The sequence below is a fragment of the Methylobacterium sp. CM6247 genome, from assembly GCF_054817925.1.
In genome coordinates this window covers 2,948,953-2,962,565 of the sequence record NZ_JBTXKX010000003.1, presented here as the reverse complement: position 1 = coordinate 2,962,565, position 13,613 = coordinate 2,948,953, and the positions used below count along the sequence as shown (strand labels likewise).

13 protein-coding genes are annotated in these 13,613 nt (G+C 68.1%); 9 read left to right on the top strand and 4 right to left on the bottom strand.

From position 1 onward, the window contains the following. Positions 1-16: 16 nt before the first annotated feature. On the bottom strand, positions 17-931 hold the full coding sequence (locus ACYQOP_RS14935) for an MBL fold metallo-hydrolase (protein WP_461222882.1): 915 nt from the start codon (positions 929-931) through the stop codon (positions 17-19). A gap of 185 nt (positions 932-1,116) precedes the next feature. Between ACYQOP_RS14935 and ACYQOP_RS14930 the strand changes: the two genes are divergently transcribed. Beyond that, positions 1,117-2,139, top strand: coding sequence for an LLM class flavin-dependent oxidoreductase (locus tag ACYQOP_RS14930; RefSeq protein ID WP_056433132.1), 1,023 nt, complete (start codon positions 1,117-1,119; stop codon positions 2,137-2,139). Positions 2,140-2,215: 76 nt separating this feature from the next. Then, positions 2,216-2,584, top strand: coding sequence for a hypothetical protein (locus ACYQOP_RS14925; RefSeq protein WP_461222881.1), 369 nt, complete (start codon positions 2,216-2,218; stop codon positions 2,582-2,584). Positions 2,585-2,972: 388 nt separating this feature from the next. Here ACYQOP_RS14925 and ACYQOP_RS14920 read toward each other — a convergent pair whose 3' ends face one another. Next, a complete protein-coding gene (locus ACYQOP_RS14920) occupies positions 2,973-4,202 on the bottom strand; it encodes a GGDEF domain-containing protein (RefSeq protein WP_461222880.1) in 1,230 nt (409 codons plus the stop codon). Positions 4,203-4,583: 381 nt separating this feature from the next. Between ACYQOP_RS14920 and ACYQOP_RS14915 the strand changes: the two genes are divergently transcribed. From ACYQOP_RS14915 to rimM, 4 genes are all read left to right on the top strand, one after another. Beyond that, the gene (locus tag ACYQOP_RS14915) at positions 4,584-4,814 is read left to right on the top strand and encodes a hypothetical protein (RefSeq protein WP_056144470.1); all 231 of its coding nucleotides are present in this window, start codon (positions 4,584-4,586) and stop codon (positions 4,812-4,814) included. A 17-nt stretch (positions 4,815-4,831) separates the two neighbouring features. Next, positions 4,832-6,397: a signal recognition particle protein gene (gene ffh, locus ACYQOP_RS14910; RefSeq protein WP_056432774.1), complete on the top strand. Its 1,566-nt coding sequence runs from the start codon at positions 4,832-4,834 to the stop codon at positions 6,395-6,397. 111 nt (positions 6,398-6,508) lie between these two features. Continuing rightward, on the top strand, positions 6,509-6,871 hold the full coding sequence (gene rpsP / locus ACYQOP_RS14905; RefSeq protein WP_018042769.1) for a 30S ribosomal protein S16: 363 nt from the start codon (positions 6,509-6,511) through the stop codon (positions 6,869-6,871). A gap of 12 nt (positions 6,872-6,883) precedes the next feature. Further along, entirely contained in the window at positions 6,884-7,570 is a 687-nt protein-coding gene (gene rimM / locus ACYQOP_RS14900) for a ribosome maturation factor RimM (RefSeq protein ID WP_461222879.1), read from the top strand. Between the two features lie 28 nt (positions 7,571-7,598). On the opposite strand, the gene ACYQOP_RS14895 is transcribed toward rimM, so the two are convergent. After that, entirely contained in the window at positions 7,599-8,390 is a 792-nt protein-coding gene (locus ACYQOP_RS14895) for a bestrophin-like domain (RefSeq protein WP_461222878.1), read from the bottom strand. Positions 8,391-8,469: 79 nt separating this feature from the next. Continuing rightward, positions 8,470-9,210, bottom strand: a complete 741-nt coding sequence (locus tag ACYQOP_RS14890) for a methyltransferase domain-containing protein (RefSeq protein WP_461222877.1) — start codon at positions 9,208-9,210, stop codon at positions 8,470-8,472. A gap of 373 nt (positions 9,211-9,583) precedes the next feature. Between ACYQOP_RS14890 and trmD the strand changes: the two genes are divergently transcribed. From trmD to serA, 3 genes are all read left to right on the top strand, one after another. Beyond that, complete coding sequence (gene trmD / locus ACYQOP_RS14885; protein WP_461222876.1) at positions 9,584-10,300, top strand: tRNA (guanosine(37)-N1)-methyltransferase TrmD; 717 nt, start codon at positions 9,584-9,586, stop codon at positions 10,298-10,300. A gap of 157 nt (positions 10,301-10,457) precedes the next feature. After that, complete coding sequence (locus tag ACYQOP_RS14880; protein ID WP_461222875.1) at positions 10,458-11,624, top strand: phosphoserine transaminase; 1,167 nt, start codon at positions 10,458-10,460, stop codon at positions 11,622-11,624. Between the two features lie 209 nt (positions 11,625-11,833). Further along, positions 11,834-13,426, top strand: a complete 1,593-nt coding sequence (gene serA / locus ACYQOP_RS14875) for a phosphoglycerate dehydrogenase (protein ID WP_461222874.1) — start codon at positions 11,834-11,836, stop codon at positions 13,424-13,426. Positions 13,427-13,613 lie beyond the last annotated feature (187 nt).

Sequence of the window (13,613 nt, the reverse complement as noted above, 5' to 3'; positions counted from 1 at the left end):
CGCAAGGGGGGCTGAGCTATCGCCGGAGGCTGTCCAGCCTCACCGGGGCGGCGTGCGGGCGGGTCGCCAGCATCCCGTCGATGAGGGCCAGCACCTCGGCCCGGCCGCAATTGGCGGCCGGTTCGAACGGGGTCCAGGTCTGGGTGAAGTCGAGCTGGGCGAAGACGTCGCGGTAGCGGCGCAATTCGTTGGTGGTCAGCGGCACCCCGCGTACGAAGGCCTTGTGCGCCGAGATCGTCTCGGCCCGGCGGAAATCCTTCGGGTCGAGCTCGAATTTCAAGGCATCGCCGCAGAACAGGATCTTTCGCGCCCGGTCGAACAGGATTGCGTGGCCGTCGAAATGCCCCGCCGTGCGGTGGAGTTCGAGGCCGGGGAGCGGTTCGAGGAAATCGTCGTAGGGCCAGGAGACCTGCAAGGCCGCGCTCCAGATGAAGTCGGCGGCCGGCAGGCAGAGTTCCGGGTCGAACCGGTCCTGCAGCTGCACCAGCGCCCCGTAGGCATGCGGGTGCGACGAGGACAGGACCTGCATTCCGCCGAGCGAGGCGATGTGCTTGAGCGCCGCCTCGCTGAAGACCGGGCAGGCCTCGAACCCCATATTCCCGTCGGGCGTCTGGACCAGATAGGCGCTCGGCCCGATGCCCGAGACGGGATCGTTCCAGAAGCGCCAGATTCCGGGCTCCAACTCTTCCCAATGGCAGGGGAAGCGGTCCTGCGCCTCGCGTTCGCTCCAGAATTGCCAGCCCTTCTGCGGGACCACGTGACGTGCGTCGAGGCACATCGGACATGAGGGCGGCGGCGCGAAATGGCGCTGCCAAAACCCGCAATTGTCACAGGTATAGGCGGGGAGATCGAGGGCGCCCGCGAAGGGCAGGTATCCGGGAGACACGGTGGCGTTGCTCGGGTTCGGGGCGGGAGGTCGAGGCCCAGCCATATAGGTCGTGTGTCGAGCCTGTCGCGGGTCGGACGACGAGAGGATCGCTTCGGGGTCGGCCGGAACGCATGGCTCCTGCGCCGGACGGCCCGGTTGCGAAGCGGCGGCGGCGTCGCGATCTCTTCCGGGTGGGGACGTTCATGGCCGGCGCGAGCCGGTCGCTCATGCAAACGGACACGCGATTCATGATCCCTCTTTCCGTTCTCGACCTCGCCTTCGTGCCGCATGGCGCGACGCCCGGGGACGCCCTGCGGAACACCCTCGACCTCGCGAGGGCGGCCGAGCGCCTCGGCTACCGGCGGTTCTGGCTGGCCGAGCACCACAACATGGTGGGCATCGCCAGCGCGGCGACCTCGGTGGTCATCGGCCACGTGGCCTCGGGCACGAGCCGCATCCGCGTCGGGGCCGGCGGGGTCATGCTGCCGAACCACTCGCCCATGGTCATCGCCGAGCAGTTCGGCACGCTCGAGACCCTGTATCCGGGCCGGATCGATCTCGGCCTCGGCCGCGCGCCTGGCACCGACCAGCGCACCTTGCGCGCCCTGCGGCGCTCGCCGGAGACGTCGGACCAGTTCCCGCAGGACGTCCTCGAACTCCAGGCGCTGCTCGGCGACGCGCAGCCGGGCCAGGTGATCCAGGCCGTGCCGGGCACGGGCACCAAGGTGCCGCTCTGGATTCTCGGCTCCAGCTTGTTCGGCGCGCAGCTCGCCGCCATGCTCGGCCTGCCCTACGCCTTCGCCTCGCATTTCGCGCCGGACGCGCTGATCCAGGCGCTCGCCGTCTATCGCGAGCGCTTCACCCCGTCCGAGCAGTCGACGGCGCCCCATGCCATGGTCGGCGTCAACGTCGTGGCGGCCGAGACCGATGCCGAGGCGCGCCGCCTGTTCACCTCGGCGCAGCAGCAATTCGCCAACATGTTCCGGGGCACGCGGGGCCTGCTGCCGCCGCCCATCGACGATATCGAGACCTATTGGTCGCCCTCCGAGAAGCGCCAGGCTTCGGGGATGCTCGCCCGCGCCATCGTCGGTTCGCCGGAGACCGTGCGCCGGGGGCTCGCAGACCTGATCGCCGAGACGGGCGCGGACGAACTCATGGTGGCTAGCGCCATCCACGACCATGCCGCCCGTGTGCGCTCCTACGAGATCCTGGCGGATGTCGCCGGAGCACCGATCCGGGCAGCCCCGGCGCGGGAACTCGTCGCGGGCTGATCCCGGCTCCGCCGGGCGGGGTCTCGCCTCACCCGGACGGTGTGCCTATGGTGCGGCACCAACCTCACGGGCCGACATGATCAAGAAGACGCACCTTCCCTCCGACGCGACTCTCGCGGACGTCGTCCCCACCCTGGAGGAGGCCGACGCCTATTTGAGCCGGCTGCTCACCAACATGCGCTTCTGCCAGAAGCGGCACGGCAACGCCTCGGTCCGCATCGCGGTCACGGGCAAGGGCGGCCACCCGTCCTACCGGGTCGATTACGTCAAGCCGGTGGCACCGGACCCGGACGGCACGGCGTTCGACGCCTATGGCGGCAAGGCCCATTACAGCTTCACCGCCATCAACATCATGGAGACGAACTGGAGCAGCCGGTCGATGAGTCTCGACGAGGTGCTGAAACTCCAGGCGGAATTGCGGAAGCCGAAATTCGAGGATCGGTGAGTCCGGGGGCCTCGCTCTGATCGCTCTCGGCCGAGCCTGCCGGATTTATCCATCCACTCGACGGCTGTTCGCTCTATTCAAGAGGGTTCGACTTGAGGCGCAACGGGCTTCCTCTCCTGGGAACAGAAGCAGATTGCAGTGGCCGATTTGCTCGTCGGAAGCCTAATTGTAGCCTCAGTCATCCTGGGGCCGCGCAGCGGAGCCCAGGATCCAGAAACACAGGTGGTGAGGACTTTGCACCGTCTGCGGCTCTAGATTCCGGGCTCGCCGGTGGCGACCCGGAATGACGGGGTGGTGCCATATGCAGGCGCCCTGCCTTTCTCGAGCCGTGTCCCGCGCATCCCGCGAAATGCGTGACTCTCATAGCGCTCGACCGGAGGCGGTCGGTTCAGCCTGCCAGCGGGATGCGCGAGGCCCGGTCGGGCAGGCGCGCGGTTTTCGCCCCGCCCGCCTGACCTGCGCCGAAGTTCGGCCGGGACGCGAAGGGCAGGAATGTCCAGCCGTCTCGTTTCCGGCCCTTCGTGACGTAGAGCGCGGAATCCGCGCATTCGATCAGTTCCTCCGGCATGTGGTGTCTGCCGGGGACGGCCGAGGTCACGCCGATGCTGATCGTCAGCCCGATGCGTTCGCCACGCCAGAGGAAGGGTGAAGCGCGCAGGGCCGCGTTGGCCTGCTCGGCGATCCGACCGGCCGCATCCCCTTGGACGCCGCGAAGCAGGATGCCGAATTCGTCGCCGCCCAGTCGCGCGAACACATCGGCGGGACGGATGATTCGCTGCACCGCGTCCGCCACGTGTTTGAGCGCGGCATCGCCGGCCATGTGGCCGAGGTCGTCATTGATCCCCTTGAACCGGTCGAGATCCATCAGCATCACGCTGAACGGCTCGCCCGTCTTGCGCGCGCATTCCCCGGTGAGCTGCTGCATGAACTGGCGGCGATTGGGCAGGCCGGTCAGGTCGTCCTCGGCGGCGAGCCGCTCCACTTTCGCCATCAGGCTGTCGACCACCGAGACGATGAAGCCGAAATTCCAGATGATGCCCGCCAGGATGAAGACCAGCAGGTCGGTGGCCGCGAGGGAGACCAGGGAGACATCCGGCGCGATGCCGCTGAGCCTCACCGTCACCGCGCAGGCGACGATGCCATGGGCCGTGATGGCCGACGCCAGTGCGCTCATCGTGATGAGTGCGCCGAGCTCCCGTGTCCGGCGCCGGGCGAGATAGAGAATTGCGAGCACGAGAGGAATGCATTGCGACGTGACGTAGAGTGGGTTCTGGCCCCACCAGGGCCGCCAAGTGAGGGCCATGGCCAGGATGCTGGCGGCCAGCAGCCCGGCATGGAGAGCCCAACGCGGCCTGTCCCCGTGGAAGCGGCGCAGGCCGACCGTATTCAGGTGAAAGGCCAGACAGGCGACGGCATTCCCGCCGACGGTAGTGGCGAAATTCCCGACGCCGCCATCGATGGTGAGCAGGATGCCGCCCGCCACATGAGCCATGCTGCCCGCCAGCCAGTAGCGCACCCCCGGCAGCGTCCTGTAGCGATAGAGGATGGCGGCCCAGAGCACGCAGTGCGAGAGCCCGGCTATCAGCACGATGAGGTAGAGCGTATAAAAGTCCGGCATGCGGGGCAGGTGTTTCTTTCGTCATCCGCGAAGTCTGAGGCCGATTCTCGGGCCGGGATTACGGGCATCGCCGTGGCCAAGCTCGAAGGAGGCGACGCCGAATACGTGATTCGCAGCCGCCCCGACGTTAGACGGAGGAATATCGAGGCCAAGCACCATACTCCCGGCCGCGATCGCGTGGCGGGATTTGTCCTTGGTTTCCACCGCGATCTTGACTTGCGTGGGCTCTCGGACTAGTCCGCCAACCTCATATCCGACGACATGTCGTCAATACGAACGCCGACCGGCCCTGTGAGGCTGGAGGTCAACGCCCGACAGCGCGATGCGCCCTCGGGCGAGTTTCGCGTTGGAAACAGGCCGTCGCTCCGCCGATCCAGACGAGTGAGTCTCGCCCTGTCGCAAGCGCATGAACCCCTTCGCATCGAGGATGCGGTCAACGACGTCTGCCCCTGGTCGGGCAAGCCGATCGCGGCCGATTCCCTGACGCTCTACAACGGGTCCGTCGTCGGGTTCTGCAATCCCGATTGCCGGGACAAGTTCGCGTCGGCGATCAACGCCTTCGAGGCGGCGCTGCAGGTGCGGCGCGTCTCGTCCGCCGGCCTGTTCCAGTAGGTTCGGAGAGCCAGACGATGTTCGAAGGCCTGTCCGACCGCCTGTCCGGTATCCTGTCGGGGCTCACCCGTCGGGGTGCGCTCACGGAAGCCGACGTCACCGCGGCCCTCCGCGAGGTGCGGCGCGCGCTGCTCGAAGCCGACGTCGCCCTCGAAGTGGTGCGCGGCTTTACCGAGAAGGTCCGCGAGAAGGCGGTCGGCGCCGTCGTCGTCAAGTCGGTGACCCCCGGCCAGATGGTCGTGAAGATCGTCAACGACGAACTCGTGGCCATGCTCGGCTCCGAGGCCGGCCTCATCGATCTCAACGCCCCCGCCCCCGTCGCCATCCTGATGGTCGGCCTCCAGGGCTCGGGCAAGACCACCACCACGGCCAAGATCGCCCGGCGCCTGACCAACCGCGACAAGCGCAAGGTGCTGCTCGCCTCCCTCGACACCCGCCGCCCGGCCGCCATGGAGCAGCTGGCGATCCTGGCCAAGCAGGTCGGCGTCGACAGCCTGCCCATCGTCGAGGGCCAGTCGGCGGTGCAGATCGCCCGCCGCGCCATGGATGCCGCGCGCCTCGGCGGTTTCGACGTGGTCATGCTCGACACCGCCGGCCGCATCACCCTCGACGAGGCGCTGATGGCCGAGGCCGCCGAGGTCAAGGCGGCGACGAAGCCGCACGAGGTCCTGCTGGTGGCCGATGCGCTGACCGGCCAGGACGCGGTGGTTACCGCCCGCGCCTTCGACGAGCGCCTGGGCGTCACCGGCATCGTGCTGACCCGCATGGACGGCGATTCACGCGGTGGCGCGGCGCTCTCGATGCGCGCCGTCACCGGCAAGCCGATCAAGCTCGTCGGCACCGGCGAGAAGGTGGACGCGCTCGAGGAGTTCCACCCCTCCCGCGTCGCCAACCGCATCCTCGGCATGGGCGACATCGTCTCCCTCGTGGAGAAGGCGGCCGAAACCATCGACCATGAGCAGGCGCTCCGCACCGCGGAGAAGATGCGCAAGGGCAAGTTCGACCTCGACGACCTGTCGATGCAGCTCGCCCAGATGGAGAAGATGGGGGGCATCGGCGGCCTGATGGGCATGCTGCCCGGCATGGGCGCCATGAAGAAGCAGGTCGAGGGCGCCAATCTCGACGAGAACATGTTCAAGCGCCAGCGCGCCATCATCTCGTCGATGACCGCGCAGGAGCGCAAGAATCCCGACATCCTCAAGAATTCCCGCAAGAAGCGCATCGCCGCGGGGTCGGGGACGAAGGTGGAGGAGCTCAACAAGCTCCTCAAGATGCACCGGACCATGGCCGACATGATGAAGGCGATGGGCTCGGGCAAGCGCGGCATCGGCCAGGCGCTCGGCTCGATGTTCGGTCTGGGTGGCGGTGGCGGGATGGGCGGCATGCCCGGCCTTCCCCCCGGCATGCCCGAGCCGACGCCCGAGCAGATCGAGGCGATGCAGAAGCAGTTGGGCGGCAAGCTGCCGCCCATGCCGCCGGGCTTCGGCGGCGGAAAGATGCCGGGCCTTCCGGGGCTCGGAGGACCGAAGGGGCCGGGCGGTCTGCCGGGCCTCGGCGGTTTCCCGTTCGGGAAGAAGAAGTAGGGGCGAATGGGGAGTAGCGAATAGCGAAGGGGCGGCAGGCCGGCTCTCTTCGCTACTCACTACTCGCTATCCGCCAAGAACGATCAGATTACCAACCTCCAGGAGCACACCATGTCCCTCAAGATCCGTCTCACCCGTGGCGGCGCCAAGAAGCGCCCGTATTACCGCATCGTCGTCGCCGATGCCCGCGCGCCCCGCGATGGCCGCTTCATCGAGAAGGTCGGCGTGTACGACCCGATGAAGGCCAAGGACGATCCGGCCCGCATCGTGCTCGAGTCCGAGAAGATCCAGGCTTGGCTCGCCAAGGGCGCCCAGCCCACCGACCGCGTCCTGCGCTTCCTCGATGCCGCCGGCCTCGCCAAGCGCCCCGCGCGCAACAACCCGCAGAAGGCCGAGCCGGGCGAGAAGGCCAAGGAACGCGCCGCCAAGCGCGCCGAGAAGGCCGCCGCCCCGGCCGAAGACGCCGCAGCCTAAGGCGTCCTCGCGATGGCGCGCCGCCCCGGAGGCACTTCTTCCGCCGGCGATGGCGGCCGTCGCGACCGCCCGAGCCGCTTAGGCTCGGGCTCGGCCACCTTCGCGCATCGGCCCAGGCCGATGCCGGAGGTGCCGCTCCCGTCCACCGATCCGAGCCTCGTCCAGATGGGCGAGTTCGGCCGTGCGCACGGGCTCAACGGTGAAATCCGCCTGAAATCCTATACCGGCGACCCGCAGGCTATCGCCTCCTATGGAGCGCTGATCGGCGCCGGGGGGCAGCGCATCGAGCTCACCGATGTGCGCCGGGCCGGCGGAGCCTCGCCCGACCTGCTCGTGGTGCGGGTGAAGGGCGTCTCCGACCGCAACGGCGCGGAAGCCTTGAACCGCCTCGCCATCTACCTGCCGCGCGACCGCCTCGGCCAGGTCGAGGACGACGACGAGTTCTTCACGGCCGACCTCGTCGGGCTCGATGTGGTGGATGTGTCGGGCGCGGTCCTCGGCACCGTCACCGACGTGCCGAATTACGGCGGCGGCGATCTCCTGGAGATCAAGCCGGCCCTCGGCGGCGCGACCGCGCTCCTGCCTTTCACCAAGGCCTTCGTCCCGACCCTCGACGTGGCCAATGGCCGGATCGTGATCGATCCGCCCGACGACCTGTTCGCGCCCGCCGGGCCGAAGCCACCCGACGAGCCCGCCTGAGGCGGGAGCGCCGGGAACGGCCCGTCGCTCAGGGCTTCGGGCTCGTCATCGCCGTCCGCGCCATCTCCAGCGGTGCCGACGTGACCGGCATCGGCCCGTCGAAGGGCCGCTCGTGCAGGCCGATCATGCCCAGCGTCGTCACCGTGGCGGCCGAGAACAGGATCATCGCGACGGCCTGCGGCACCGGCTTGTCCACGTGGATCAGCCCGATGGAGAAGAGGGTGAGCAGCGCCAGTACCATCAGTGTCAGCCATTTCGACTGGTCGCCCTGAACGTCGGCGAGGCCGAGGCGCGTGCCGCGCTCGGCCCGCAGGTTCATCACCGAATCGAGAAGGCTCCCATGCGCGGCGGCTCCCGCCTCGGTGCTGTGCCGGGGATCGGCCACGGATTGTATCAACTCGCCCAGGGCGTCGTTCGCGGTCCCCGAAGACTCGCCCTGTGTCATCTTCGGCCATTCGTCGTCGATCAGCGCGTTCGCGTAGGCGAGCAGCTTGGTGCGGATCGCGGACATGTCGGAGGCCGCGGCGAGGCTCAGATCGTGAACGGCGAGGAGATTGGTCTTCTCCGATTGCACGATCTTCGTCGCCTGCCGCTGCCGTTCCCAGGCGTCGTTCGCCACGAAGCCCGTGAGCAGCGCCAACATCACCGAGATGGCGTTGAAGTAGGGGGCGACGACGCCGATGCCGAGCTTGTGCATGCCCGGGCGGGTCGCGGACCAGACCGAGAGGATGCTGATGACGCCCATCAAGACGGCGAAGACCGCCGACAGAAGGACGAACATCAACCAGACCGGCTGATCGAGCCAAAACGTCAGGACCACGCACGTATTCTCCCGCTCGCTCTTCGAGCCGGGACGATGATAGCCGTTCGCCGCTACCGAACCGTGAATCCGCCCTGGCTCAACGCTGGCCGGTTCGCGTCGCCCCATCCGTGCACGGGGTGATCGACGAGGGATCGGGGCGTGCCGCAGGGGCCGGAGCCTCGAAGATCGCGAGATAACCGACTCCGCCCTCCAGCACCGAGAAGCCGATCTCGCGATAGCCCGCCGCCGAGAGTTCGCACCGCAGCAGGGCCGGCGGCGTACCGTGCCGCGACGGGATGGCGTCGGCATCGACGATCCCCACCCGGCCACCGGGTTTCATCGCCGCGGCCAGGTTGTGCAGGAGGCCGTAGGGCTGGCTGATCTCGTGGTACATGTGGACCAGCAACGCCGCGTCGAGGGAGCCCGGCGACAGGCGCGGATCGTGCGGCTCCCCCCGCACCACGGTGACGTTGCCGAGCTTGGCGCGCGCGAGACGCGCCGTGAGGTCGGCGAGATAGCGCGGCGTCACGTCCTCGGCGAAGACATGGCCTCGGGGACCGACCCGTTCCGCGAGACGCGTCGTGTAATAGCCGCTCCCAGCCCCGATATCGGCCACGGTCTGGCCCGGCGCGATCCCCATCAGCCGCGCCACCTGGCCCACCTCGTCGACCTTGTCGCGCTGGGCTTCGGAGGCCCAGAGCGGCGCGATGATCTCGGCCACCGGCCTGTCCGGTTTGGGAAAGGCGGAGGCAGGGGCGCCAGGAGGTGCCAGCGGTTCTGCGGCGAAGGCCGGGACGATGAGGGTGAGGAAGGCCGCAAGGGCGAGACGAGAAGACATGGTGGGACAACGAGGCGGCCCGCCCGGAAGTGCCCTCCCCCGGTTGCCTGCGGCATTCACACATCTGGCGGGCAGCGCTGGTCCCCACTCCTGGAAGGCAGGGCAATCGCATATGACACCACGCCGTCATTCCGGGTCGCCATAGGCGAGCCCGGAATCCAGAGCCGCTGACAGTGTAAAGTCCTGCACCACTTGTGTTTCTGGATCCCGGGCTCCGCTGCGCGGACCCGGGATGACGGGGTGGTGCCAGCGGGTTTCTGACAGGCAAATCGGCATATGCGATCGCCCTGCCTGGAAGGAGAGGGAGACGGTCGAGGTGTGAGCCCGGAAGAGGATCGTTGACCCGCCCTCACCACACGCGCCATCAAGCGCCATGACGCCCGCGCCCTGGACCGCCACGATCCTCACCCTCTACCCGGAGATGTTTCCCGGCCCGCTCGGCATCTCGCTCTCGGGCGATGCGCTCGCGCGCGGAACCTGGGCGCTCGAAGCCCGGCAGATCCGCGACCACGGGATCGGCCGCCACCGCGCCGTGGACGATACCCCGTCGGGGGGCGGAGCGGGCATGGTCCTGCGCTGCGACGTGCTGGGTGCGGCCATCGATGCCGCCGCCTCCCCCGGCGACACGCGGCCTCGCCTGCTGATGAGCCCGCGCGGACGCCCCCTGACGCAGGCGCGCGTGCGGGAACTCGCGGATGGGCCGGGACTCGTCGTCGTCTGCGGCCGGTTCGAAGGGGTGGACGAGCGGGTGATCGCGGCGAGGCACCTCGAAGAGGTCTCCATCGGCGACTACATCCTGTCCGGCGGCGAGATGGCCGCGATGGTCGTGCTCGACGCCTGCATCCGGCTTCTGCCGGGAGTCATGGGCAAATCCGCCTCGGGAGAGGAGGAGAGCTTCGAGGGCGGCCTCCTCGAATATCCGCATTATACGCGCCCCCGCGAATGGGAGGGACGGGCGATTCCCGAGATCCTCAATGGGGGCAACCATGGCGCCATCGCGCGCTGGCGCCGGGGCGAGGCGGAGCGGATCACGCGCGAACGCCGGCCTGACCTGTCTGTGCGATCCGGCATGTCCTCGACAAAGCCTTGATCCATCAAGGTTTGACCGCGAAAGACCATGACATTCCGGAGGGCGGGACTGAATTTATCCGCAACGCATCTTGCTTATTCGTCGCGTGAGGTTCATTGGCAGCGGCGGGCCACTCCTCCCCAACGAGGAGCATTCATCTGTAAGGATGGACTTTGTCATGACACGTCCCACCACGCGCCCCCGCGTGCCGAATTTCTCGTCCGGCCCCTGCACCAAGCGTCCCGGCTGGACCCTCCAGGCCCTTCAGAACGCCACTCTCGGCCGCTCGCACCGCTCGCCCGCCGGTAAGGCCAAGCTGGTCGAGGCCATCGAGCTGACCCGCACCGTGCTGCGCGTGCCCGCCGATTACCGCATCGCCATCGTCCCCGCCTCGGATACCGGCGCCGTCGAGATGGCCATGTGGTCGATGCTCGGCCCGAAGACGGTCGAGGTCGCCGCCTGGGAAGCCTTCGGCTCCGAATGGGTCACCGATGCGCTGCAGGAACTGAAGATCTCGCCCATCGTCCACGAGACCGCCTATGGCGTGCTGCCGGACCTGTCGGCCATCGACACGAAGCACAACGACGTCATCTTCACCTGGAACGGCACCGCCGCCGGCGTCCGCGTGCCGAATGGCGACTGGATCGCCGCCGACCGTGAAGGCGTGACCATCTGCGACGCGACGTCGGCCGCCTTCGCCATGCCGCTCGACTGGGCCAAGCTCGATGTCGTCACCTTCTCCTGGCAGAAGGTGATGGGCGGCGAGGCCGCGCACGGCATGTTGATCCTCTCGCCCCGCGCCGTCGCGCGCATCGAGAGCAACACCCCCGCCTGGCCGATCCCGAAGGTCTTCCGGATGGCCAAGGGCGGCAAGCTGATCGAGGGCATCTTCAAGGGCGATACGATCAACACGCCCTCGCTCCTCGCGGTCGAGGATTACCTCGATACCCTGCGCTGGGCGCAGAGCATCGGCGGTCTCGACGCGCTCCACGCCCGTGCCGACGCCAATGCCAATGTCGTTCACGACTGGGTGGCGCGGACCCCGTGGATCGGACACCTCGCCGTCGACCCGGCGACGTATTCGAATACCGGCGTCTGCCTCGTCATCACCGATCCGGACGTCCTCGCGATGGGTGACGCCACGGTGGCGTCGGTGGCCAAGGGGATCGCCGACACGCTCGATTCCGAGGGCATCGCCTTCGATATCGGCGCCTATCGCGATGCGCCGGCCGGCCTGCGCATCTGGTGCGGCGGCACGGTGGAGACCTCGGATCTCGAGGCCCTGATGCCCTGGCTCGACTGGGCCTATGCCGCCCAGAAGGCGAAGCTCACCAAGGCTGCCTGAGGCAATGCTCTCCTCCCCCTCTCCCCTCTGCGGGAGAGGGTGGCCCGCGCAGCGGGTCGGGTGAGGGGAGCGCGCCGTCCGGAGAGGTCGTCCCCTCTCCCGGTCGCTCCGCGACCACTCTCCCCCGCAATGGGGGGAGGGTTGAGACTTGCCGCGCCCTCACGCCTCACCTCCGAAATAATTCCCTTCCTCAAGAGCCGGAGGCCATCATGGCTGCTCCCAAGGTGCTCATTTCCGATTCCCTCTCCAATGCCGCTGTGCAGATCTTTCGCGACCGCGGAATCGACGTCGACTTCTTCCCCAACCTCGGCAAGGACAAGGAGCGCTTCGCCGCGATCATTGGCCATTACGACGGCCTCGCCATCCGCTCGGCCACCAAGGTCACGGAGAAGGTGCTGGCCCAGACCTCGCGCCTGAAGGTCATCGGCCGGGCGGGAATCGGCGTCGACAACGTCGATGTCGCCGCCGCCACGGCGCGCGGCGTCATCGTGATGAACACGCCCTTCGGCAATTCGATCACCACCGCCGAACACGCCATCGCGATGATGTTCGCCCTGGCGCGGCAGATCCCGCAGGCGGATGCCTCGACCCAGGCCGGCAAGTGGGAGAAGAACCGCTTCATGGGCGTGGAGCTGACCGGCAAGACGCTCGGCATCATCGGATGCGGCAATATCGGCGCCATCGTCGCCGACCGCGCGGTGGGACTGAGGCTGAAGGTCGTGGCCTACGACCCCTACCTCTCCCCGGAACGCGCCCTCGAAATCGGGGTCGAGAAGGTCGAGCTCGACGTGCTGCTGGCGCGGGCCGACATCATCACGCTTCACGTGCCGATGACCGACAAGACCCGCAACATCCTGTCGGCCGAAAACCTCGCCCGCGCGAAACCCGGGGTGCGGATCGTCAATTGCGCCCGTGGCGGCCTCGTGGACGAGGTGGCACTCCGCGCGGCCCTCGATTCGGGCCATGTGGCCGGGGCAGCCTTCGACGTGTTCGTCGACGAGCCGGCGACCGAGAATCCGCTCTTCGGCCATCCCAACGTCATCTGCACCCCGCATCTCGGCGCCGCCACCAACGAGGCCCAGGAGAACGTGGCGCTGCAGGTCGCCGAGCAGATGTCCGACTACCTGATGACCGGCGCGATCACCAACGCGATCAATTTCCCGTCCATTTCCGCGGACGAGGCTCCCCGGTTGAAGCCGTTCGTGGCGCTCGCCGAAAAGCTCGGCTCGTTCCTCGGCCAGCTCACGGACGCGCCGATCAAGGGCATCCGCATCACCTACGAGGGCGCAGTGGCGGGCATGAACACCCGTGCGCTCACGGCGGCGGCGGTGACCGGGGCGCTGCGGCCGTTCCTGCAGGACATCAACATGGTGTCGGCCCCCGCTCTGGCGCGGGAGCGCGGCATCGTGGTGGACGAGATCAAGCGCGAGGGCGGCGCGAGCGACTACGAATCCGTGATCCGCATCACGGTCGATGCCGAGGATATGCCGCGCGACGCCGCCGGGACGGTGTTCCATGACGGCAAGCCGCGGATCATCGAGATCCGCTCCATCGCCATCGATGCCGCCTTCGCGCCGCACATGCTCTACGTGCGCAACCACGACAAGCCAGGCTTCATCGGTCGGCTCGGCACCATCCTGGGCGAGGCCGGCGTCAACGTCGCGACTTTCAACCTCGGCCGCGAGGAAGAGGGCGGCAACGCCATCTGCTTCTGCGCCGTCGACGCGCCGATCTCGGACAGCGTACGGGTGGAGATCGAGACGATCCCGCAGGTGAAGCGGGCACGGCCGGTGAGCTTCTGAGCGCGTAGCCCTCTCGTAGGGGGCACGCTGCCGTCATCCCGGGGCGCCGAAGGCGAGCCCGGGATCCAGAGCCGCCAACGGCGAATAGTCTTGCTCGACCTGCGTTTCTGGATCCCGGGCTCCGCTGCGCGGCCCCGGGATGACGTGGTGCACCACCGGACGTTTGGGCGAGCGACGCGGCTGAGTT

Bases quoted from the DNA above. Each gene is read 5' to 3' on its own strand.
- ACYQOP_RS14935 (WP_461222882.1), bottom strand. From the start codon at position 931: ATGGCTGGGCCTCGACCTCCCGCCCCGAACCCGAGCAACGCCACCGTG.
- ACYQOP_RS14930 (WP_056433132.1), top strand. From the start codon at position 1,117: ATGATCCCTCTTTCCGTTCTCGACCTCGCCTTCGTGCCGCATGGCGCG.
- ACYQOP_RS14925 (WP_461222881.1), top strand. From the start codon at position 2,216: ATGATCAAGAAGACGCACCTTCCCTCCGACGCGACTCTCGCGGACGTC.
- ACYQOP_RS14920 (WP_461222880.1), bottom strand. From the start codon at position 4,202: ATGCCGGACTTTTATACGCTCTACCTCATCGTGCTGATAGCCGGGCTC.
- ffh (WP_056432774.1), top strand. From the start codon at position 4,832: ATGTTCGAAGGCCTGTCCGACCGCCTGTCCGGTATCCTGTCGGGGCTC.
- rpsP (WP_018042769.1), top strand. From the start codon at position 6,509: ATGTCCCTCAAGATCCGTCTCACCCGTGGCGGCGCCAAGAAGCGCCCG.
- rimM (WP_461222879.1), top strand. From the start codon at position 6,884: ATGGCGCGCCGCCCCGGAGGCACTTCTTCCGCCGGCGATGGCGGCCGT.
- ACYQOP_RS14890 (WP_461222877.1), bottom strand. From the start codon at position 9,210: ATGTCTTCTCGTCTCGCCCTTGCGGCCTTCCTCACCCTCATCGTCCCG.
- trmD (WP_461222876.1), top strand. From the start codon at position 9,584: ATGACGCCCGCGCCCTGGACCGCCACGATCCTCACCCTCTACCCGGAG.
- ACYQOP_RS14880 (WP_461222875.1), top strand. From the start codon at position 10,458: ATGACACGTCCCACCACGCGCCCCCGCGTGCCGAATTTCTCGTCCGGC.
- serA (WP_461222874.1), top strand. From the start codon at position 11,834: ATGGCTGCTCCCAAGGTGCTCATTTCCGATTCCCTCTCCAATGCCGCT.